The organism is Akkermansia sp. (assembly GCF_020860705.1).
In the GTDB taxonomy this organism is placed as follows: Bacteria; Verrucomicrobiota; Verrucomicrobiia; order Verrucomicrobiales; family Akkermansiaceae; genus Akkermansia.
Map to the genome: position 1 here is coordinate 38,543 of NZ_JAJBTT010000054.1, position 19,678 is coordinate 58,220.

A 19,678-nucleotide genomic window follows, 5' to 3' on the forward strand; every position below is an offset into this window, starting at 1 on the left:
AATTATGGGAAACTCAATTGACAATGGCATGTTCCGGAAGTCCGTTCTGCTGGCTTTCGGATTGTCCTTTTCCTTCTCCGGTTTTGCCCTTGCCGCATCAGGGGATCCGGCCCCGGAACAACAGGTCCAAACGGTGGAAGGCGCCAGGAAAATCAATCCTGCCGCCGTGGAAGTGCTGCTTGGGGAAAATCACCGGATGACGTTTGATTTTTACGGGGACAACGTTTTCCGGATATTCCGGGATGACAAGGGCGGCATTATCCGTGATCCCAAGGCGGAACCGGAAGCCAGGATACTGGTGGACAATCCCCGGAAGCCTGTTTCCAGACTGGATGTGGCCGAGCAGGGTGGCGTGGTCGCCATCACCACGGGGAAGATCAGGATTGAGATAGACAAAAAAACCTCCCTCCTTAAAATCATCAATCTGAAGGACAATTCCGTGGTGGTGGAGCAGATGGCTCCCATTCTTTTTGAGAAGGGTAAAACCAGCCTGTCCCTGAAGGCGAACCCTGATGAATATTTTTACGGCGGCGGCGTGCAGAACGGCCGTTTTTCCCACAAGGGGAAAGTGATTTCCATTGAAAACCAGAACAGCTGGACGGACGGAGGCGTGGCTTCCCCCACTCCCTTCTACTGGTCTACCAAGGGGTACGGCGTCCTGTGGCACACTTTCAAAAAAGGGCAGTATGATTTCGGATCCAAGGAAAAGAACCTGGTCAACCTCCAGCATGATGAAAATTACCTGGACGTCTTTTTCATGGTCAACGATGGCCCTGTCAGCCTGCTGGGGGATTTCTACCAGCTCACCGGCACGCCCGTCCTGCTGCCCAAGTTCGCCTTTTACCAGGGCCATTTGAACGCCTACAACAGGGATTACTGGAAGGAAGACGAAAAAGGCATCCTGTTTGAGGACGGCAAGCGGTACAAGGAAAGCCAGAAGGACAACGGAGGGATTAAGGAATCCCTGAACGGGGAGCTGGGCAACTACCAGTTTTCCGGCCGTGCCGTGGTGGACCGCTACAAGGCCCATGACATGCCCCTGGGATGGCTTCTGCCGAATGACGGCTACGGGGCCGGCTACGGGCAGACGGATACCCTGGACGGCAATATTGCGAATTTGAAGAGCCTGGCGGAATACGCCCACAAGAACGGCGTGGAGATCGGGCTGTGGACCCAGTCCGACCTGCATCCCAAGCCGGAAATCAGCGCCCTGCTGCAGCGGGACATCGTCAAGGAAGTACGGGACGCCGGAGTTCGCGTGCTGAAGACGGACGTCGCCTGGGTGGGGGCCGGCTATTCCTTCGGCCTGAACGGCATTACGGATGTGGCCCAGATCATGACTTATTACGGAAACAACAGCCGTCCGTTCATCATCTCTTTGGACGGCTGGGCCGGAACCCAGCGGTATGCCGGCATCTGGACGGGCGACCAGACGGGCGGCGTCTGGGAATACATCCGTTTCCATATCCCCACGTACATCGGATCCGGCCTTTCCGGTCAGCCCAACATCTGTTCGGATATGGACGGCATTTTCGGCGGGAAGAACCCCCTGGTGAATGCCCGTGATTTCCAGTGGAAGACCTTCACTCCCATGGAACTGAACATGGACGGCTGGGGAGCCAATGAAAAGTATCCCCATGTTTTCGAGGAACCCGTCACTTCCATCAACCGGTGGTACCTGAAGCTGAAGTCGGAACTGCTTCCATACTCCTACAGCATCGCAGAGGAATCCGTTTCCGGCCTGCCCATGATCCGGGCCATGTTCCTGGAATATCCCAATCCCTATACCCTGGGTAAGGCGACCCAGTACCAGTTCCTGTACGGCCCCTATTTCCTGGTGGCTCCCATTTACCAGGAAACGCGTGTGGACAAGGAAGGCAATGACGTTCGCCACGGCATTTACCTGCCGGAAGGACAGTGGATTGATTATTTCACCGGAGACCTGTACGAAGGCGGCAAGATTTACAATGACTTTGACGCTCCCCTGTGGAAACTGCCCGTGTTCGTCAAGAACGGCGCGATCATTCCCATGACGAATCCGAACAACAATGTTTCGGAAATTAACCCGAATCTCCGGATTTACGAGCTTTATCCGCACGGCAGTACTTCTTTCACCACGTATGACGACGACGGAGTGACGGAGGAATACCGGGCCGGCAAAGGCGTCCGCACGCTGGTTGAATCCAGGGTGGACGGCAAGAATAACGTGACCGTGACCGTTCATCCCGCCGTAGGGGATTTCAACGGCTTCCAGAAGAAGAAGGCCACGGAGTTCCGCATCAACGTGACGCAGAAGCCTTCCGGAATCTCTGCAAAGATCGGGGAAAACGGCGTTAACCTGGCGGAAGCGGCTTCCCTGGACGATTTCAAGTCCCGGGAAAACGTGTACTTCTATGACCAGGCTCCCAACCTGAACCGGTTTGCGACGAAGGGAAGCGAGTTTGAAAAGAAGGTGGTCACCAAGAATCCGCAGTTGCTGGTGAAGCTGGCCGCGGCGGACATTACGGCGGCTCCCACCGTGCTGACTGTAGAAGGATTCCGTTTTGAACCCGCTGAAAAGTACCGCCTTTCTTCCGGAGTACTCACCGCTCCGGCGAATGCCGCCGTAACGGAGGAAAACGCGGCCGCGTACACCTTGAAGCCCTCGTGGGACGCCGTTCCGAATGCCGATTTTTATGAGATCGAGTTCGGCGGCATGCTGTACACCACGATCAAGGGCACGGAATTCCTGTTTGAGGATTTGGAGGCTGAAACGCCCTATTCCTTCAACGTGCGCGCCGTCAACCGTGACGGCCATTCCGGCTGGACGGCCATCAGTGCTAAGACCAAGGCCAATCCGCTTGAGTTCGCCATTCCGGGAATTGAAGGCGAGACGAGCGTGGAAAACCAGGGCAACTCCCTCGTGAAGCTGTTTGATTTCAAGGAAAAGGATGCCTGGCACACCAAGTATGGCGCGAAGGCCGTGCCGTTTGACCTGGTCATGGATCTGAAGACGATCAACAAGCTTGAGAAGTTCCATTACGTTCCCCGTGAGGATGGCGGCAACGGAACGTTGCTGAAGGGCACCGTCTACTACAGCATGGACCGGGAAAACTGGACGAAAGCCGGAACGTTCCAGTGGGACAAGAATGGCGAAGTGAAGATATTCAACTTCAAGGACGCTCCCACGGCGCGCTACATCAAGCTGAACGTCACGGAAGGCGTGGGCGACTACGGCTCCGGCAGGGAAATCTATGTCTTCAAGGTTCCCGGCACGGAAAGCTATCTGCCGGGCGACATTAACAATGACGGCAAGATTGACCGTAATGACCTCACCTCCTATATCAACTACACGGGCCTGAGGAAGGGTGATTCCGACTTTGAAGGTTATATCAGCAATGGGGACATCAACAAGAATGGCCTTATTGACGCCTACGATATTTCCGTGGTAGCCACCCAGCTGGAAGACGAGGCCGACGAGCCGCAGGAAGAGGCTAACAAGGACGAGGAAGCGGATAAGAAGGAGGGCGATGAGGACAAGGAGAAAGCCGCCGCAAAAGAGCAGAAGAAGGTTCACGTGGACGGAAAGCTCCTGCTCAGCACCGATAAGAAGAAGTACGCCAAGGGAGACGCCGTCAAGGTGACCGTCAAAGGCAGAAACCTCCGTCAGGTGAATGCCCTGAGCTTCGCCCTCCCCTATAATCCCCAGGATTTGGAATTCGTGGGCGTGGAAGTTAAAAACATGAAGAAGATGGAGAACCTGACGAACGACAGGCTTCATACGAACGGTACAAAGGCTCTTTATCCCACCTTTGTCAATATTGGAGACAAGGAATCCGTTGAAGGTTCTTCCGAACTCTTTGTGTTGAAATTCAAGGCCAGGCGTGACGTGAAGTTCCAGCCGAAACTCACGGACGGCATGCTGGTGGATAAAAAATTGAATACCAAGAAATTATAAGGTTGTTTCCTGATGCGGTTCCTCCTGTTCCGGCTGAATGCGTCGGCACATGGGGGACGCCATTGATGGAAGGGCGTTCCCGCGGCTTTTCCGCCGTGGAAACGCCCTTCCGCCTATTCGGGACGATCCCGGGAGCGGGAACTGGAAACGATTCCATCCCCCTTTTCATTTCCGGAAGCGGCGGTGACGTGATGAGGCTGCCCCGGGAAGCGGATGAACCGTTTTTTTCTGGAGCGCCCGGCCTTTTCACGTATGTTGGGAGCGCCAGACAGGCGCCCATGATGCCATGACAGGCCCCGGATTTACCCCCTTGTTCTGTTCTCTGTTGACGGCCTCCCCTTTTCCGGGCGGCATGCTGGATGCGGGCATGATTTCATGTGCGGCGTTGGCAGTCCTCTCTTGTTCCGGCCGCCATACTTTGGGCGGGGATTGCGTCTCCCGGTGTTCTCATGGCGTACTTGGCCTTGCCAAGGCGCCGCTCTTTTCCTCTGTCCTGTCCGCGCGGGCGGACAGCCCTTTTGCAACGCTGGCTGCCGCCGTTTACGTGATGCTTTCAGTGACGGCGCAAGTCTGGTTTTATTCATCATGAAAGATACCTATACCCTGGAATATTCGTTTTGCGGAGGCTGGATGGAGCCTGCCCAGTGGCAGGCGGTTCTGGACGCCGTGGACGGCGGATGCCGTTTTGTTTCCTTCTCCACTGTTTCCATTCCACTGGACGGGGAGGAGGAGCAGGCATGTGTGGAGAAGGGGCTGGCTCTGGCGGAAAAGCTTTCCCGCCTGGTTCCCTGGGCGGAACAGGCCGTGGACGTGGGTTCTTCCCTTTCCTGGGGGGGAAACCGGGACGCATGGCTGGAATTCGCCGGGAAGCTGAACAGGTTTTCCTCTCCCGTTTCCTTCCCCGCGTATGAGATACGCAAAAACCGTGAACGGCTCTTTTCCTCAGATCCCCGTCCGGAGGAACGTTTTTCCGCCCTGCACAAACGCACCAGAATTTGTCTGGAAGAAGCTCCCCATGATGAATTCGGGCTGTTTTCTTGTGATCTGGGCTTCGTGGTTCCCAGAGGCGGCCATCCGGAGGGCGGCGTGCATCTGTTTGCGGGCGGCGGTGGCGGCATTCAGTGGGGGAGTCCGGCTTTGGCTCCCCGGGCCGCATCGTGGCTGGGGCGGTATTCCCTGCCGGAGGCCCTGAAGGCGGCCGGGGTGCTGGCGGCCTTGAACGAACGGTTCGGGGACCCGGGCAATCCGCGCAAGAGGAGGTTGAAGTCATTGTTCGCCGCCCGTGGCCTGGACTGGGTGCTGAATGAACTGAAAAAAGCCGGATTGTATCCGGGAGAGGGGGAAAAGCCGGAGTTTTCCTCTTCCGGAGAGTGGAGCCGCAATGATTTTTACAACGGACTGCTGGTGGCGCTCCCTTCCGGCAGGTTGGAGGATACGCCGGAATATGCGGTAGCCGCGGCTCTGCGGCGCGTTGCGCCTTTACTGACTTCTCCGGTGCGTATCACGCCGCGTGGGAATCTCAGGTTCCATCCGGCGGACAGGTGTGCGGCGGAACGCCTCAAGGTGCTGCTGCGTGGTTCCAGGCATTTTTCCCCCCTTTCCATTCAATCCTGTTCCTGCCGTGGCTTGCCGGGCTGCCGCCGCGCCCGCTCCGCGTCTTCCCTGATTCATCAGGAACTCAATGGCTGGCTGGAGGAAATTCTACAGGAATTCGGGCTGGAGGAGGAACCTGTCGTATTCCGGATTTCCGGCTGCCCCAATGGCTGCTCCCGCCCTCTGTTTGCGGAACTGGCCCTGGTAGGCCGGAGCGAAGGCGTTTACGACGTGTTTGCCGGAGGAAGCGCTCAGGGCGACAGGACGGCGTTGCTGCTGCGCTGGGCCGTTCCCATCGGGGAAGTGCGGGGGCTGTTCCGGGAACTCTTCCTCCAGTTTGCCCTTGCCAGGCAGGAGAATGGGGAGCGGGCGTTCGGGGAATGGATCTTTGACCGGATTTTGTCCGGGGGAACGGAGCCCGGGTGCTCCTGTCATCCGTAATTCGCAGGCGGCGCGTCCGTACATTCCATATGACTGAAACGTGCTCCGGCTTCCAAGGGCGCACGGGCGAATAGCGGAGGTTGAGGTCGGGCAGGAACCCCGGCGATCTTGAAAAGCCGGTGTAGGATTGCCGCATGGGATTCCGGAGCCATGTCAGCATTGGGAATCATCGGGACGGCTTTTGCCGTCATGTTTGTATTTTCTTCCGTCAGAAACTGGCCTGGAAGATGAAGTTTTTTCTTGGCAGAAAGAGGTGGAATTCAAACGGCGGAACAGGCTTTTCCGAGGTCTGAATGTGTTGACATGCCGTTGTTTCCATGTCCCTTCAGAGACGTGGAATTTGGTTTTAGAAGGTTATTTTAATCATTCATTGATGATTTTATTGATGATTTAAAGTTTTTGTTATCATTTTTGGATGACCATTAAATTTATTAAAGTCACTAAAAAAGATAGAACCTGCTACGCCCCGGTTCCGGAACCCGTGGAGCAGGGGGACAACCTGGAGATCATGGAAGTGAAGGATGGCGCCCTTTCCCCGCGGCCAACCGGAGCCTCCGTGGTTTCCCTGTCCAGGAATCCCATGGTATTCGTAAAGGTAAACGACGGGTTCAAGCGCATCCTGATGAAGCACATCCTGTATGTGGAGGCGGGAGGGAGCTACTGCACCCTGCACGTGCACGGGATGCCGTCCATCCTGGTATCCGCTCCGCTGGCACGGGTGGCGGAACATCTGGACGGGGAATATTTCCTCCGCGTGCATCGTTCCTATCTGGTGAACAAACTGCATATAGAATCCATTGCAGGAAATTTCCTCCAGGTGGGAAATGCCTCCATTCCCGTCAGCAAATTCATGAAAAAGAAAGTGCTGGGCAGTCTGAACATGCTGTCGTTCTCCAAATAGGAACAAGGGCGGGCGCATGCTCCGGCCGTCGTCCGGAAAGGCGGAACGGCGATTCCGGAAAGGCGGGATGGAAGCACCGCTCGAATGGACCCATCATTACAACGTCGCCAGAAGGCGGCACATGATATTAACCTCAACCAGAATATAACTATATGGCAATTGATAAATCAGCAGCAGACGTAGCGACGTCCTCCCTGCAGTCGCTGCCTTTCGGCAACATCATCGGCGGTCCCCTGGTCGCCTGCGTGGAAGCCCAGGCCCAGGCGGCCCGGACATCCTGGGAATTCATCCAGAACGTGGGTCTGTACACGGAGGGAGAAGAGAAGAAGACGGTGAACGTCTCCTTCCAGTTCGTCAAGGAGGGCCGCATGGCCCAGATCTCCGTTCCCCTCCTGACCATCGTTCCCATCCCGTACATCGCCATCAACTCCATTGACATCAACTTCAAGGCGAACATCAGCGCCTCCGCCGCCAGTACGGAAACGGAGAATTCCTCCAGCTCCGTAGACACCAGCGTTTCCGCTTCTGCAAGGTGTTTCTGGGCGCGCGGCAGCATGAATGCCAGCTATTCCAGCAAGAAGGATTCCTCCGCGACGAAGGATTCCAAGTACAGCGTGGAATACACGATGGATGTGGCGGTTCACGCCGGGCAGGACAGCATGCCCGCCGGCATGGCCAAGGTCCTGGAAATGCTGAACAACAGCATCTCCGTGGTATCTCCGCAAGGAGAGCTGCAGGTGGAGCACGTCGTCAATGAAGACGGCAGTGTGAAATTGACGGCGGCCTACAAGAATGGGGAAGGCCTCTACAAGCCTGAAGAGATCAGCCTCAAGATCGGGGATTCCGCGACGGTGTTTGAAGCGGCGGACAAGATCCTGGTGACGGAAACCTCCAAGGAGTTCTCCCTGACTGCATCCGAAGCCCAGAACTGCACGGTGTCCGCAGGCCAGTGCTCCAGGAAGGTAGCCGTGCCCTCCGCCTCCTAAGAAGCCATAACCCTTTCTCCTCCATCCCGCAGCCATGTCACGCCTGAATTTGATCGTTGAGTCCTTGTTAAGGGACATCATTGAAGCGCAGCACGCGGCGAACTGCCATGCGGCATCGCTCGCGCGCCAGTATGGGAAGCACGGCAGTGTGCGTGGCTTCCAGCTTCCCAGCGCACAGGTGGATACCCTGGAATTCGATCTGAAATATGCCGTGACCGGGACTTCCGGGGTGGAGGAGAAACAAGTGCTGGATGCGGAACAGTGCAGCCTGTTCCAGCAGGAAGTGGCGGAGAGGTTTCCCGCGTACATCATCCGGTCCATCGTGATGACCGTCGTTCATTCCGATTTGCCTGACGACGAGGCGCGTAGCGATTTCCATTCCCTGGTATCCCGGGAAGAGCAGTGGAAGAAGCGTTTTTGCGATTTCCTGCAGGAAAAGATAACCAGGGCCGTTTCCGACCACGAGGGCGCGTTGATCCAGGCGGAATCCGGACTGGACAAGGGCCTTCTGGCCGACTTGCTGGCAGGTGTGGGAGAGAAGGAGTTTCTGGACAATGGCGATCTGGCCGGCCTTTTCCAGGGCCGGCAGGGCGACGCCCTCAGGCAGGAATGCCGGGAGAAGCTCCGTGAAAGCCTTGCCTCCTTCATTGATGTCATTGCGGAAAAATACACGTTCACGAAACAGGTGAGCAATGTGGTGGTGGACGTGGAGGTGGAGACGGAAAAGCTCCGGAAGATGCCGGAGAACGCCATCCAGACGCTGCACATGCATATTGCTCCCGCCGCTCCCCCCGCCGTCCTGGCGGAACAGAACGATATTTCCGGACTGGGCAACCAATAAAGATAGATTTATGAGTGATTCAACCAATAACAAGGTGAACGGGCACATCATGAGCCTGCAGCAGTTGATCTCGGCCCCTCTGGTCGCGACGATTGATGCGGACGCGATGTCCACGGAACGTTACATGAAGCATTTCATGTCCCTGGCTTTTGAGTCCTACAATCCTGCGGACGGTTCCACGGGGGCGTTGAGGCTCATCAGCTTCAATTTTACGGACAGTGACGCTTCCGGCGGAACGGAAAAAAAGGTCAGCGTGCCGCTTATCAGCCTGGTGACGCTGCCGCTGCTGCAAATCAAGCAGGCGGACTTCGACTTTGACATCAATATCATTGATGCCGTCGCTTCCGCTCCGGATGAACGCTTTTCCCTGGACAAAGGGGAGGTGGACTCCTCCGCCGGGAAGGCGCAGGACGGCGGCCTGAATTTCCGGGCTTCCCTGGCTCCCCAGGCCGGGCGCGGCCCGTCTTCCTCTTCCTCCCTGCAGGCAAACATGAAAATCCATGTCACCATGCATCAGGCGGACATGCCTTCCGGTTTGTCCCAATTCCTTCAGCTGACCTCCAGGCCGCATTACGAAGACTCTCCCTCACAGGAAAAATAACTAATTGAAATAAACATATGGACCAGAAAACAACTTATTCCTACCAGCGCACTCCGGGGCTTGACTGCCCCAAATGCGGAGTGTACTTCCCGACAACCATTCCGGACCTGCTGTCCGGAACCATCCAGTGCCCCCACTGCGGGCTGGCCCTATCCATTGACCGGAACGCTTCCGGCCACGCCATGCAGGCCCTGGAAAAATTCCAGGCCAGCATTGACAAGCAACTCCCCTCGGCCTCCCTGTCATGAAGAAATTGCTGGTTCTATTATCCGCCCTGCTGTGCATGGCCCTTCCTCCCCTTTCCTTGGCGGACATGCAGGAGATCCATCCCCGCCAGCTTGCCGCAGGATGGCAGGAAGTTCTGCGTCTTGTGCCGGACGGGCAGAAAACCATCCGGGTCCGGGACAAGGCGGCTGCGCTGGATCTTCTGTTGAACCTGGGCGCCTCCGGAGTGCCGGAAGACGGCGTGAAGCTTTCATGGGAGGGCTTGGCCGTCACCGTGAAACCGGGAGAGAAGGGGAGCGGCGTTTTCTACGTCCTGCAGGCGCAGGACAAGGAAGGAACAATTCGTGAAATAAGGATTGTTCCGCAGTGAGCAAGCGCTTCCCCCGGAAAGCCGTCATTCATTCTCAAAATCCCACACGCGGCGGCGGGCGTTTTTCTTCGTCCGGCCGCCGTTGGCCTTGCGGAAGGGGTCAAAAAGAGGGTCCAGCCCGTTCCCTTTCAGCAGCAGGCATTGTTCCATCAGGCGGCCCAGTTTCCCTTTCGGGAAGCCCTTGGCCTGGAACCAGGCCAGGTATTCCTGGGGAACGTCCATCAGCGGGCATCCCTTGGGCGGGTATTTGGCCGGCCCATACATGCCGAAGGGGACATGGGTTTGCGCGATTTCCTCCACCAGTTTTCTTAAATCCTCTGCGTCAGGTATCTTAGGATCGTTCATGGGTTTTGCAGGATGAATTGTTGCAGGCATTCCGCCAGCCGTTCCGGAGCTTCCAGAGGAAGCCGGTGGCCGGCATGAGGGATGATGACGGCTTGTTCCCCTCCCTCCCTGCGTGCAAGGGCGGTGAATTTGGCGTCGCGCTCCCCGGCTATCCATAAGTGGGGAACGGGAGACTGCTTCAGGAGCGGAGCCAGGTTTTCCTGGGCGCCCACGGACCAGTCGATAAAAGCGCGGGAGATGGATTTACGCCACGGTTTCAGGGAAGAACGGTCAGTTTTTTTTTCTCCGCCGTCAAACACGCTTTGAGCGTCCCATTCCTTTAAAAAATCCTCCCATGGGGAGGAAAGGCATTTGACGGCCCATTCCGCATCCTTTGCCCGGCGAGCGGCTTTTTCCGCCTCACCCTCCAGCCCGGGATTGGAGCTGACGAAGACGGCGCCTTTCCAGAGGGGGGGATGGGCCAGAACGGCATGCATGGCCAGCCTGCCCCCCAGGGAATAGCCGCAGAGATGGGGATGCTTGTCCTGGGCGGCTATTTCAGAGCACAGCACGCGGCCCATGTCCTTCAGGCTCTTGGGGCAGCATTCCAGATATTTCCAAAGGTTCAGGGCGCGCGCTTCCATTCCTCCGGAGCGCAGGGCTTCCATGACAGGCTTCCAGTCCGCCGGAGATCCCAGGTTGCCGTGCAGGAGCCAAAGCATGATGGAAGCCCTTTCCTATTTGACGCCGTACCCGGCGAGTCCATTCATAAACATCTGGACGGAAATCATGATGAGCACCATGCCCATCATCCGTTCCAGAGCGATTGTTCCCTTGCTCCCCAGCATCCGCAGGAACTTCTGCGCGATGAAGAGCACCAGCCCGGAAAGGAACCACGCCGTGACGATGGCTCCGGCGTAGGTCATCTGGGAAATGCTGTCCGGAATCTGGGAAGCGTGCAGCATGATGATGGCCAGGGAGGAGGGACCGGCCATCAGAGGCATGGCAATGGGGACGATGAAGGGTTCGTCCTGTGCTTCGCTGCTTCCGCCGGTGGAGAGCATGTTTTTGGCCGGAAACACCATGCCCAGCGCCACGAGGAACAGCAGGATGCCGCCGGAAATATTCAGGGTGGACGGTTCCAGCCCCAGCAGGGTCAGCAGGAATTTGCCGGAAAAGAAGAATAGCAGAAGAAGGCACAGCGCAAAGACAAGTTCCCTGACCAGAATGGCTTTTTGCTGGGCCGGGGTATATTTTTTCAGCATTCCCTGGATCATCGGAGCCAGTCCCACGGGATCAATGATGATAAACAGAAGAATGACGGTGGAAAGGAAATCCTGCATGGAATACGCCCGTTGTAAACGATACGGGCGCATGCGTCAAAGGGAACCGTCGGCAGCGGGAATTTTCCCCGTCCGTATGGCTGTTTTTCCCCCGGCACCAAAGTTGGGTTTTTGTGTCCGGGAAGCGATTTGAGGACGTTGGGAGATTTTTCGCAGGATACCATATTTTTTGGGAAGGACGGGAGAGGAATTCCTTCCCCTGGCCGGAGCATCCAGAAGGTTTCCGTTTCCGGAGTTACAGAAGAAGGTCCTGGATGTTGTCCGAGGAGATGACGCCCGTTTCCGTGGAAGACAGGGTGCACAGGGCGTCCATCAGGTTTTCCTGGCCCAGGGCAAGCCCGGCTTCCTCCACCAGCACGTCGTCGATATCTAGGGTGGCGACGGACATGGAAGCCGTATCCGGAGCGGAGGGGTTCATCAGGGCGGCAATGCCGATGACGGCAGCCACCAGGGCCGCGGCGGAAGCGCCCCAGATGCGGAAGGAGTGCCGTTTAAAATGATGAATGGATTCCACCGGGACGGCCGGGGAGGTTTCTTCCCCGGCAATACGCATCATGACCTTGCGGGCAAAATCATCCCCCGGAACAGGCTGGGAGGCATGGCCCAGAATCTGCCAGAGTTTTGTATCGTCCTGTTCGTTCATTGTGGTGTTTCTGCTGAAGTTTCTATCAGGAAAAACCCCGGAAAGTAAGTCCGGTTTCTTGGCGGCGTCATTTTTTCCGTTCTGCGGCCTGCCTGATGACGGGGGCCAGCACGGCGGCGATGCGTTCATAGCCGGCCGCGGAAGGATGCAGGCCGTCATTGGAGAGTTCTTCCGGAACGCGCCCGGAAGCGTCCGCCATGACGCGGCCCGGTTCCGTGTAGATGAAGTTCTGTTCCGCAGCCAGGCGGCGCAGGAGAAGATTGATGGCGGCAATGCGTTCCGCCGTGCCTTCACGGGCGCTGTTGCGCGGATAGAAGCCCTGGAGGATGATGACGGCTTTTTCCAGCCTGCGGATGATTTCCCGGCAGACGGCGCGGATGCCATCCAGGATTTCCTCATCCGTGTTTTCCGTAAGGTTGTTCGTGCCGATGAGCACCACGCAGACGGCGTTTTCCGCCGCACCGTCCAGTTCGCCGTGGCGGAGCCGCCACAGGGCGTTTTCCACCCGGTCATAGCCGAAGCCCAGGTTGGCCGCCGTCATTCCCGCCGTGCACATGCGCCATGTCTCCGGGGATTTCTGGAGGATGTCCCGGCCCGGTTCGTCCACGGGAGGCCCTCCCCAGAAGTGGGTGATGGAGTCTCCGATGAAGAGGAGGTCCGGATGCGTTTCCCGCACCAGGCGGCACACGGCTTCATGCCGGGCCGCCCAGTCGTAGATCATGAAGTCCCGGTTCTGGGTGCAGGGAATCAGCGTAGAAGGAAAGGGCCGGACCGCGGGAACGCCCGGCATGATGAAGGTTTCCGGTTCCGTAAGCCCGCGCTTGCCCTGGAACAGGCGGAAGCGGATGCGCGTGCCGGGCGGGGCCTGCACCGGAGCCAGGTAGCGGCCCTGCGTGCAGAGCATGCGGGGGGAGGCCGCGTTCACGTCCATGCGGATGACGGCTCCCGGAGGGGCGTTCACCGCAGTGAGTTCCAGTTCTCCGGCGCCGTTCAGCACGGCGCGGATTCCAGGGAATGTAGAAGATTCTGTCATGAGACGTCGCGCATGTGCTGGCGCATCTGCCTGCGTCCGATGGAGTCCGGGCCGCGGCCGTCCTGCATGCAGTAGTTCACGGGACGGCTCTGGGAAGCGCCATGGGGAGCGCCCAGGCGCTTGTCCGGTTCCGACGGCAGCAGATGCACCACTCTCTTGTTTTTCCAGACCAGCCAGAGCACGACCACGGCCACCAGCGCGGAGACGTGCAGGATGATGCCGACCCCATTGGCCAGGGCAAAGGACATCCAGGTTTTTATCATGGCGTGGAGGTGGGATTCATGCGCTTCCTCCGGCTCCTGGATGGTGATGTTGGCTTCCGGAATGCTGGCGGGGTTGTCCGGGTCCAGCGCGGGAAGGGAAGGCTTGGGGGCGGAAGCCATGTCCGCCTCCGTCCTCCGCGCCAGGGAAATCATGGCTTCAATGAGTTCGTCCTGCGGGTTGGTGAAGCGGGAGGCGTCCTGCTTCACCTGGTACAGGAGGTCCCGGCGGCCCGCATCCCCCAGCTGGGCGCTCAGGTCCGGATCCAGCGCAATCTGGGCGCTTTTAATGTCCCCCATGTGGAAGTGGAGCAGCAGGTTGCGCTCCTTGTTCCTGAAGATCTGGCGGCCGATCGTAGGGGCATTGATGGAGGGGGGCACTTTCTGCCCGGCCGCGAAGATGCTGACGAACAGGTTGACGTTGTAACGGGATTTGATGAGCTTGATGAGTTCGACGACGTCATTGCTCTCCACTTCCGTTAAAAGTTTCTGGGGATCGATCAGTCCCGTCGTAGTGCGGATGTAGTCCGGAAGGAAGTATTCATTGACGTCCGTGAAGTCCTCCGGAATGGGGTCCACGGCGGGGGAGTCCTCATTGGCGGGGGGAGCCGGTACGGAAGCGGAGGAAGGCGCTGCATCCACGGGAGGCAGAAGCGGGGCGTGGGCTTCCCACCAGGTTCCCTTCATCACGGCCTGCTGGTCACGGGCATTCCATTTCAGGGCGGGGAGCTCCTGGGCCGGGGCCATGCATGCGGCCCCCATCAGCATGAATGGAAGCAGCAGGAGTTTCATTCGCCGCCTCCTTTCCGCTGGTGCGGGGAGGGGGGAGTCAATCCGTACCGCATGGGGTGCCTGACCTTGGAGCGCGCCTTCCGGGCCACGAGGTGGACGGCGTCTTTCATGATGGCTCCCGCCGCCTGCAGCAGCATGCTTTCCCTCAGGGGGATGCGGGCCTTCATGATGGTCTTGTTGATCAGGTCCGGTTCCACATAGGGATCCAGTTCATAGCCCCACATGAAGCAGGCCGTGTCCGTGCGCACGTCCAGCACCAGGATCAGGAGCCACTGGGGGTCCAGCGGGCCCTGGTGGTTGGGGAAGCCCGCCTCGTCCACCGTCAGGTGGTTCATCATCCAGAAGCTGTGCGGAATGAGGGAAAAGGGCTCCAGGATGTTGGGGAAATAGACGGAAAGGAGAACGGGGGGGATGCGGCGTTCCAGTTTTTCCAGCAGGGCGTTCAGCTTGACGCGGTCCTGCTGCCGGAGCGCTCCGGCGTTGTCGCACACGCGGCGGTAGGGGATGGAATTGGTGCCGTATTTCCTGTCCAGGTTTTCCAGGGAAAAGCCGCAGTGGGGGCAGAGTGATTCCGCCCCGCGGTGGAAATTATGTAAACACTTCGGACAAGTCGGCACGGGGAAAGTTTAAGCATGAAATTCGCTGCCGAAAAGGCTAATTGTCAAAAAGAAATCATGTATGTCTCAATCTCCCAGATTTTCTTTCGTCACACGGTAAATGGCGGCGCATCTGGGGCACGTGACTTCCAGTTCCTCTTCTCCCTGGAACAGGTCTTCCTCCCTTTCCTGAAGGGCCTTGAGCGTCGGCAGGATGCGGTCCAGCGTGCATCCGCAGTAGAAACGGAACCTGCGCGTTTCCAGCACGCGGGTGTCTTCATTCTCTTCCAGATGGGCCATTTTTTCCTGGGTAAGGGAGGACAGCCATTCTTCATCGGCGTCCGGCTGGGCCGTCACCATGGTGTAGCATTCATCCGGCAGTTCGATGCAGCGCGCATTTCTCTGTTCGCTCTGCCTGTAGAATTCCTCCACCCACTTGGAGGGCGTAGTTCCCGGAATGGGAACGACGGAGTACCGCGGTTCAAAGCCCTTGCGGAGCAGGGTGGAGTACAGTGTGTTTTCCTCCGGCTCCTTGATGTCCTGCGTGAAGATGCGCCCCACCACGGATTCCGTAAGGGAGGACCCCGTGACAAACAGGTTGGCCACGGCGGGCGTTTTCAGGTTGACCGTCCAGGCGTGCTGTTCCGCCCAGGGACGGGCGACCATGTAGAGGGTGAAGTAGGCCATCAGTTCTTTCAGCAGGCCGTCATAAGGTTCTTCGTTACGCAGGCCGTACTGCATGAGATGGAGGTAGTAGTCCGTGAACAGGGGTGAGAATTTCGCCTTCAGAGCCAAGCAGTTGCGCCCGCGGACAAAGATGGATTCAACCGTAACGAATTCTTCTACCAATTCTTCGCTCATATCACGCAAATTCAGCCCTTTTCCGCAGGAAATCAACCGTTCCTCCTGTCATTAGAGGTGATCATGACAGGCGGTTCCCCCTGCCGTTTTCCTCCCCCGGCATGGAAAAGACGGAAAAGAAGCTGACGGAGAAATAACGGCGCAGGCCCGGCGACTGCACGCAATACAGCCTTTACCATGCCTTTCCGCGCGTTTAACATGCACGCATGGCAACCGACAAGAATATTACCATCCACACTTCCAAGGGCGACATCAAGGTGACGGTGTTCGCTTCCAAGACGCCCGTGACGGCGGCTTCCTTCCTGAACCTGGCTTCCAGAGGGTTTTATGACGGACTCAAGTTCCACCGCGTCATTCCGGATTTCATGATCCAGGGCGGTGACCCCACGGGAACCGGCATGGGCGGCCCCGGCTACCGTTTTGAAGATGAATTCCATCCGTCTCTCAAGCATGACGGTCCCGGCGTGCTTTCCATGGCGAATGCAGGCCCCGGCACCAATGGTTCCCAGTTCTTCATCACCCATGTGCCCACCGACTGGCTGAACGGCAAGCACTCCGTCTTCGGCAAGGTGACGGAAGGCCAGAACGTGGTGGATTCCATCAAGCAGGGGGATACCATTTCCGGTATCACGATTGAAGATGATACGAACGACCTGTTCACGGAGCAGGCCGACCGCATCGCCGCGTGGAACAAGGCCCTCGGCAAATAAGTCCACCAGACTTTTTCAGGCGGCGGAAAAGGCGGTTTAACGCCGCCTTCCGCCGCTTTCCTCTCTACTTCTCCGGTACATGGTTCTGGCTGTTCAAAATCTGCGCGTGCAGTATGGCGCGCGCATTCTGTTCAATGATCTCTCCTTCACGGTTGAGGATGGGGAAAGAATTGCCCTGGCGGGCCATAACGGCGCGGGCAAGTCCACGCTGATGAAGTGCATGGCCGGCCTCAACGAGCCGGATTCCGGGACCATCATCAAGGCCAGGCACTCCCAGGTGGGCTATCTGCCCCAGGAGGGCATCCACGTGCGCGGGCGCAGGTTGATTGATGAAGCCATGTCCGCCTTTGCGGACCTGATGGACCTCCAGAAGCGCATTGACGCCCTGACGCAGGAGATGGCTGGGTTGGATCCCCGCTCCGCAGCCTATTCCGAAGTGCTCAATGAGATCGGGGAACTGGAACTGGTGCTGCATGCCCATGATTCCGCGCGCCTGCGTCCCCGCACGGAATCCATCCTGCGCGGACTGGGGTTCAAGGACCGGGATTTTGAAAGGGACTGCGGGGAATTTTCCGGCGGCTGGCAGATGCGCATCGCCCTGGCCAAGCTGCTGCTCCGGGAACCGGAAGTGCTGCTGCTGGATGAGCCCACGAACCACCTGGACATTCAGTCCCAGCGGTGGATGGAGCAGTACCTGCGCGGCTACCGGGGGGCCATTATCCTCATTTCCCACGACGTTGCCCTGCTGGATTCCCTCGTTTCCCGCACCATCGCCTTTTATCACGGACGGGCGGAGGAGTATGCCGGCAATTTTTCCTATTTCCTGAAGGAAAGCGTGTTGAGGAAGGAGATTCTGCTGCGCCAGAAAAAGGCCCAGGACCGGGAGATCGCCAAGACGAAGGAGTTTATCGACCGGTTCCGCTACAAGGCTTCCAAGGCGTCCCTGGTGCAATCCCGCATCAAGCAGCTGGAAAAGGTGGATTTGATTGAAGTGGAAGATGAGGATGCCGTGATGGATTTTCATTTTCCCGCCCCTCCCGCCGGGGGCCATTCCGTGGTCCGGCTGGAAAAGGTTTCCAAGCATTATGGCCCCGTTTCCGTCTTCGAAGAGGTGGATTTTGAAATCGTCAAGGGGGACCGCATTGCCATCGTGGGGGTGAACGGCGCGGGCAAGTCCACGTTTTCCCGCCTCATTTCCGGAGGGGAGGATCCCAGCTCCGGCAGCGTGACGATGGGGCACCATACGCAGATTGCCTTTTTCTCCCAGACGCATGCCGATGACCTGGACCCGGAAAAGACGGTTCTGGAATGCGTGGAGGCAGCCGCCACGCGGGAATCCGCGCCGATGGTGCGGAACCTGCTGGGCTGTTTCCTGTTCCGGGGGGACGACGTGCACAAGCGCGTAGGCGTGCTCTCCGGGGGGGAACGCTCCCGCGTAGCGCTGGTCTGCATGCTGCTGCATCCGGCCAATTTCCTGATTCTGGACGAACCGACCAACCATCTGGACATCCAGTCCCAGCAGGTGCTTCAAAAGGCGCTTTCCGAATATCCGGGCTCCTATTGCATCGTTTCCCACAACCGGAGCTTTCTGGACCCCATTGTGACGAAGGTGCTGGAATTCGTGCCGGGGGGCAAGCCCCGCCTTTATATAGGCAACGTTTCCGATTATCTGGAAAAGGTGGAGCGTGACCAGGCCCTGGCTTCTTCTTCCACTTCTTCCGCCTCCGGGGCGGTTGATTCGGGAAGCAATGCGGACCGCAAGGCGCGCAGGCGCATGGAGGCGGAAATCCGCCAGAAAAAGACCCGCGTGCTGCGTCCCCTCCAGGAGCAGCTGGAACGGCTGGAAGCGGAGATAGCGCAGCTGGAGATGGAAAAGACGGAGATTACCTCCCGGCTGGAATGTCCGGAGGTGGCGGCGGACACGGATGCCGTTATGGAACTTACCACCCGCTTCCAGCAGGCGGACCGCCAGCTGGAAACCTGTTTTACGCAGTGGGCGGATCTTTCCGAAAAGATTGAGGAGACGGAAGCCCGTATTGAAGCGGAAGCCGCAAAAAGCCTTTCCGGCAGCTGACCGGATTGTTCAACAAAGAAACAGGGCTCTCTTCCGGAATCGGAAGAGAGCCCTGTTTTCGTAAAGAAGGAAAGAGTTCCTGTTATGCCCTGCGGCGGCGCATCAGGAGTGCCGCCAGGCCGAGGAGTCCCAGGGATGCGGTTGCCGGTTCCGGCACGGCGTCTCCGCGAAGCTCCAGTTGGGAAATCCCCAGGAAGGTGCCTCCGGTGCCGGGGGCTTTGGCATTAACCGTCAGGGTGAACGTTTCTCCGGCTTTGACCGTGAGGGGAGTATTGAAGGAGGCTTCCTGCACGTCCGGTGTTGGCGTGCCGTCCTTGTCAGCCTGGACGCGCTCGAAACTCAGATTAGCTGTGGAGGATGAGTCACCGGAGGCCAGGGTAACGGTGGCGGTTCCCGCCTTGGCGTCCGAATTGTCATGGCGTGTACCGGTACCGGTGACGAACTGGAAGCCCAGGTCAAGGGAGGAAATGGTGATATCCTGAACAGCCGTGAAGGAAAAAGTAACGGTCCAGCCGGTATTGTTGTCCTTCATTTGGAGGCTGGGAACCAGAAGGTCCGCAGCCAGGTTGGTGGCAAGGGACGTGGAGGGATTGGTGAGCGTGACGGAAGCGTTTTCCAGAAAATCGCTGCCCGTATTAATGGCCGTCTGGTGAAACTGGGTTTCATACAGGGTGGTTGCCGCCTGTACCCCGGAAATGCACAGTAAAAAAGCTGAAATGGAGAGAAGTGCCCTCATGTGCGTCATACTAGCGGAGTGTTAATCCGCAGGGTGGTTTTTATCTTTCTTAAAGAGAGAATCAACGGTAAATAAAGGGATAAGAAAGGAAAATGAATCAAGGCCCTTTCTTTTTTTTGCAATGAATTTTTAATCAACATGTTTTTAACGTATTTTTTACGTTGACTGCGGATTAACACTCCGCTACGCCTTAAAAAAGAAATGGTTCCGGAGGCCCTTGCAGGGGCGGTTAATCCTGGGAAATTCCTGTTTTCAGGAAGTACTCCTTCCGCGATGAAAGACCCTGTTTCCTGCAAGTTTTTTCCTTTGAAGCAGGACTTCTTAAACCAATGCGAGGGTGCGTTGGCGATCCCTTTTTCATTTCCGGGGAGCATAGGATGGCCCAGAGTTTGACTGGATCACATATTGCTC

The 19,678-nt window shown here is 57.7% G+C and carries 20 protein-coding genes; 10 read left to right on the forward strand and 10 right to left on the reverse strand.

All coding sequences use genetic code 11. The features are described 5' to 3' along the window. Positions 1 to 4 precede the first annotated feature (4 nt). The 8 genes from LIO64_RS12455 to LIO64_RS12490 all read left to right on the forward strand — a co-directional run bounded on the left by LIO64_RS12455 (position 5) and on the right by LIO64_RS12490 (position 9,895). Complete coding sequence (locus LIO64_RS12455; protein WP_290549774.1) at positions 5 to 3,937, forward strand: TIM-barrel domain-containing protein; 3,933 nt, start codon at positions 5 to 7, stop codon at positions 3,935 to 3,937. A gap of 585 nt (positions 3,938 to 4,522) precedes the next feature. Continuing rightward, positions 4,523 to 5,971 carry a hypothetical protein gene (locus LIO64_RS12460; protein ID WP_290549775.1) on the forward strand — a complete coding sequence of 483 codons (1,449 nt, stop codon included), beginning with the start codon at positions 4,523 to 4,525 and terminating at the stop codon, positions 5,969 to 5,971. Positions 5,972 to 6,386: 415 nt separating this feature from the next. Further along, entirely contained in the window at positions 6,387 to 6,872 is a 486-nt protein-coding gene (locus tag LIO64_RS12465; protein WP_290549776.1) for a LytTR family DNA-binding domain-containing protein, read from the forward strand. A gap of 152 nt (positions 6,873 to 7,024) precedes the next feature. After that, on the forward strand, positions 7,025 to 7,858 hold the full coding sequence (locus tag LIO64_RS12470; RefSeq protein ID WP_290549777.1) for a DUF2589 domain-containing protein: 834 nt from the start codon (positions 7,025 to 7,027) through the stop codon (positions 7,856 to 7,858). Between the two features lie 34 nt (positions 7,859 to 7,892). After that, positions 7,893 to 8,699 (forward strand): hypothetical protein, encoded by an 807-nt coding sequence (locus tag LIO64_RS12475; protein ID WP_290549778.1) that lies wholly within the window; start codon positions 7,893 to 7,895, stop codon positions 8,697 to 8,699. 10 nt (positions 8,700 to 8,709) lie between these two features. Beyond that, a complete protein-coding gene (locus LIO64_RS12480) occupies positions 8,710 to 9,300 on the forward strand; it encodes a DUF2589 domain-containing protein (protein ID WP_290549779.1) in 591 nt (196 codons plus the stop codon). 17 nt (positions 9,301 to 9,317) lie between these two features. Then, complete coding sequence (locus tag LIO64_RS12485) at positions 9,318 to 9,548, forward strand: hypothetical protein (RefSeq protein WP_290549780.1); 231 nt, start codon at positions 9,318 to 9,320, stop codon at positions 9,546 to 9,548. Beyond that, the gene (locus LIO64_RS12490; protein WP_290549781.1) at positions 9,545 to 9,895 is read left to right on the forward strand and encodes a hypothetical protein; all 351 of its coding nucleotides are present in this window, start codon (positions 9,545 to 9,547) and stop codon (positions 9,893 to 9,895) included. Before LIO64_RS12485 ends, LIO64_RS12490 begins: the two co-directional genes overlap by 4 nt. Before the next feature lie 24 nt (positions 9,896 to 9,919). On the opposite strand, the gene LIO64_RS12495 is transcribed toward LIO64_RS12490, so the two are convergent. The 8 genes from LIO64_RS12495 to LIO64_RS12530 form a co-directional block, all read right to left on the reverse strand. Then, positions 9,920 to 10,240, reverse strand: coding sequence for a DUF3820 family protein (locus tag LIO64_RS12495; RefSeq protein ID WP_102727649.1), 321 nt, complete (start codon positions 10,238 to 10,240; stop codon positions 9,920 to 9,922). Further along, positions 10,237 to 10,941 carry an alpha/beta fold hydrolase gene (locus LIO64_RS12500; protein WP_290549782.1) on the reverse strand — a complete coding sequence of 235 codons (705 nt, stop codon included), beginning with the start codon at positions 10,939 to 10,941 and terminating at the stop codon, positions 10,237 to 10,239. The genes LIO64_RS12495 and LIO64_RS12500 overlap by 4 nt, the downstream gene beginning before the upstream one ends. A gap of 15 nt (positions 10,942 to 10,956) precedes the next feature. Further along, on the reverse strand, positions 10,957 to 11,562 hold the full coding sequence (locus LIO64_RS12505) for a MarC family protein (protein WP_290549783.1): 606 nt from the start codon (positions 11,560 to 11,562) through the stop codon (positions 10,957 to 10,959). 235 nt (positions 11,563 to 11,797) lie between these two features. Continuing rightward, positions 11,798 to 12,205: a hypothetical protein gene (locus LIO64_RS12510; RefSeq protein ID WP_290549784.1), complete on the reverse strand. Its 408-nt coding sequence runs from the start codon at positions 12,203 to 12,205 to the stop codon at positions 11,798 to 11,800. A 67-nt stretch (positions 12,206 to 12,272) separates the two neighbouring features. Continuing rightward, complete coding sequence (locus LIO64_RS12515) at positions 12,273 to 13,238, reverse strand: GDSL-type esterase/lipase family protein (protein WP_290549785.1); 966 nt, start codon at positions 13,236 to 13,238, stop codon at positions 12,273 to 12,275. Beyond that, a complete protein-coding gene (locus LIO64_RS12520; protein WP_290549786.1) occupies positions 13,235 to 14,290 on the reverse strand; it encodes a hypothetical protein in 1,056 nt (351 codons plus the stop codon). Before LIO64_RS12520 ends, LIO64_RS12515 begins: the two co-directional genes overlap by 4 nt. After that, positions 14,287 to 14,907, reverse strand: coding sequence for a hypothetical protein (locus tag LIO64_RS12525; RefSeq protein WP_290549787.1), 621 nt, complete (start codon positions 14,905 to 14,907; stop codon positions 14,287 to 14,289). The genes LIO64_RS12520 and LIO64_RS12525 overlap by 4 nt, the downstream gene beginning before the upstream one ends. A gap of 66 nt (positions 14,908 to 14,973) precedes the next feature. After that, positions 14,974 to 15,747 carry an Hsp33 family molecular chaperone HslO gene (locus LIO64_RS12530; protein WP_290549788.1) on the reverse strand — a complete coding sequence of 258 codons (774 nt, stop codon included), beginning with the start codon at positions 15,745 to 15,747 and terminating at the stop codon, positions 14,974 to 14,976. Positions 15,748 to 15,953: 206 nt separating this feature from the next. Here LIO64_RS12530 and LIO64_RS12535 point away from each other — a divergent pair, with 206 nt between their 5' ends. Beyond that, complete coding sequence (locus LIO64_RS12535) at positions 15,954 to 16,457, forward strand: peptidylprolyl isomerase (protein ID WP_290549789.1); 504 nt, start codon at positions 15,954 to 15,956, stop codon at positions 16,455 to 16,457. Positions 16,458 to 16,536: 79 nt separating this feature from the next. After that, positions 16,537 to 18,531, forward strand: coding sequence for an ATP-binding cassette domain-containing protein (locus tag LIO64_RS12540; RefSeq protein ID WP_290549790.1), 1,995 nt, complete (start codon positions 16,537 to 16,539; stop codon positions 18,529 to 18,531). Positions 18,532 to 18,613: 82 nt separating this feature from the next. Here LIO64_RS12540 and LIO64_RS12545 read toward each other — a convergent pair whose 3' ends face one another. Together LIO64_RS12545 and LIO64_RS12550 are read right to left on the reverse strand one after the other, a co-directional pair. Then, complete coding sequence (locus tag LIO64_RS12545; RefSeq protein ID WP_290549791.1) at positions 18,614 to 19,267, reverse strand: PEP-CTERM sorting domain-containing protein; 654 nt, start codon at positions 19,265 to 19,267, stop codon at positions 18,614 to 18,616. A gap of 5 nt (positions 19,268 to 19,272) precedes the next feature. Further along, positions 19,273 to 19,641 (reverse strand): hypothetical protein, encoded by a 369-nt coding sequence (locus LIO64_RS12550; protein ID WP_290549792.1) that lies wholly within the window; start codon positions 19,639 to 19,641, stop codon positions 19,273 to 19,275. Positions 19,642 to 19,678: the final 37 nt, after the last annotated feature.

Bases quoted from the DNA above. Each gene is read 5' to 3' on its own strand.
- LIO64_RS12455 (WP_290549774.1), top strand. From the start codon at position 5: ATGGGAAACTCAATTGACAATGGCATGTTCCGGAAGTCCGTTCTGCTG.
- LIO64_RS12460 (WP_290549775.1), top strand. From the start codon at position 4,523: ATGAAAGATACCTATACCCTGGAATATTCGTTTTGCGGAGGCTGGATG.
- LIO64_RS12465 (WP_290549776.1), top strand. From the start codon at position 6,387: ATGACCATTAAATTTATTAAAGTCACTAAAAAAGATAGAACCTGCTAC.
- LIO64_RS12470 (WP_290549777.1), top strand. From the start codon at position 7,025: ATGGCAATTGATAAATCAGCAGCAGACGTAGCGACGTCCTCCCTGCAG.
- LIO64_RS12475 (WP_290549778.1), top strand. From the start codon at position 7,893: ATGTCACGCCTGAATTTGATCGTTGAGTCCTTGTTAAGGGACATCATT.
- LIO64_RS12480 (WP_290549779.1), top strand. From the start codon at position 8,710: ATGAGTGATTCAACCAATAACAAGGTGAACGGGCACATCATGAGCCTG.
- LIO64_RS12485 (WP_290549780.1), top strand. From the start codon at position 9,318: ATGGACCAGAAAACAACTTATTCCTACCAGCGCACTCCGGGGCTTGAC.
- LIO64_RS12490 (WP_290549781.1), top strand. From the start codon at position 9,545: ATGAAGAAATTGCTGGTTCTATTATCCGCCCTGCTGTGCATGGCCCTT.
- LIO64_RS12495 (WP_102727649.1), bottom strand. From the start codon at position 10,240: ATGAACGATCCTAAGATACCTGACGCAGAGGATTTAAGAAAACTGGTG.
- LIO64_RS12500 (WP_290549782.1), bottom strand. From the start codon at position 10,941: ATGCTTTGGCTCCTGCACGGCAACCTGGGATCTCCGGCGGACTGGAAG.
- LIO64_RS12505 (WP_290549783.1), bottom strand. From the start codon at position 11,562: ATGCAGGATTTCCTTTCCACCGTCATTCTTCTGTTTATCATCATTGAT.
- LIO64_RS12510 (WP_290549784.1), bottom strand. From the start codon at position 12,205: ATGAACGAACAGGACGATACAAAACTCTGGCAGATTCTGGGCCATGCC.
- LIO64_RS12515 (WP_290549785.1), bottom strand. From the start codon at position 13,238: ATGACAGAATCTTCTACATTCCCTGGAATCCGCGCCGTGCTGAACGGC.
- LIO64_RS12520 (WP_290549786.1), bottom strand. From the start codon at position 14,290: ATGAAACTCCTGCTGCTTCCATTCATGCTGATGGGGGCCGCATGCATG.
- LIO64_RS12530 (WP_290549788.1), bottom strand. From the start codon at position 15,747: ATGAGCGAAGAATTGGTAGAAGAATTCGTTACGGTTGAATCCATCTTT.
- LIO64_RS12535 (WP_290549789.1), top strand. From the start codon at position 15,954: ATGGCAACCGACAAGAATATTACCATCCACACTTCCAAGGGCGACATC.
- LIO64_RS12540 (WP_290549790.1), top strand. From the start codon at position 16,537: ATGGTTCTGGCTGTTCAAAATCTGCGCGTGCAGTATGGCGCGCGCATT.
- LIO64_RS12545 (WP_290549791.1), bottom strand. From the start codon at position 19,267: ATGAGGGCACTTCTCTCCATTTCAGCTTTTTTACTGTGCATTTCCGGG.
- LIO64_RS12550 (WP_290549792.1), bottom strand. From the start codon at position 19,641: ATGCTCCCCGGAAATGAAAAAGGGATCGCCAACGCACCCTCGCATTGG.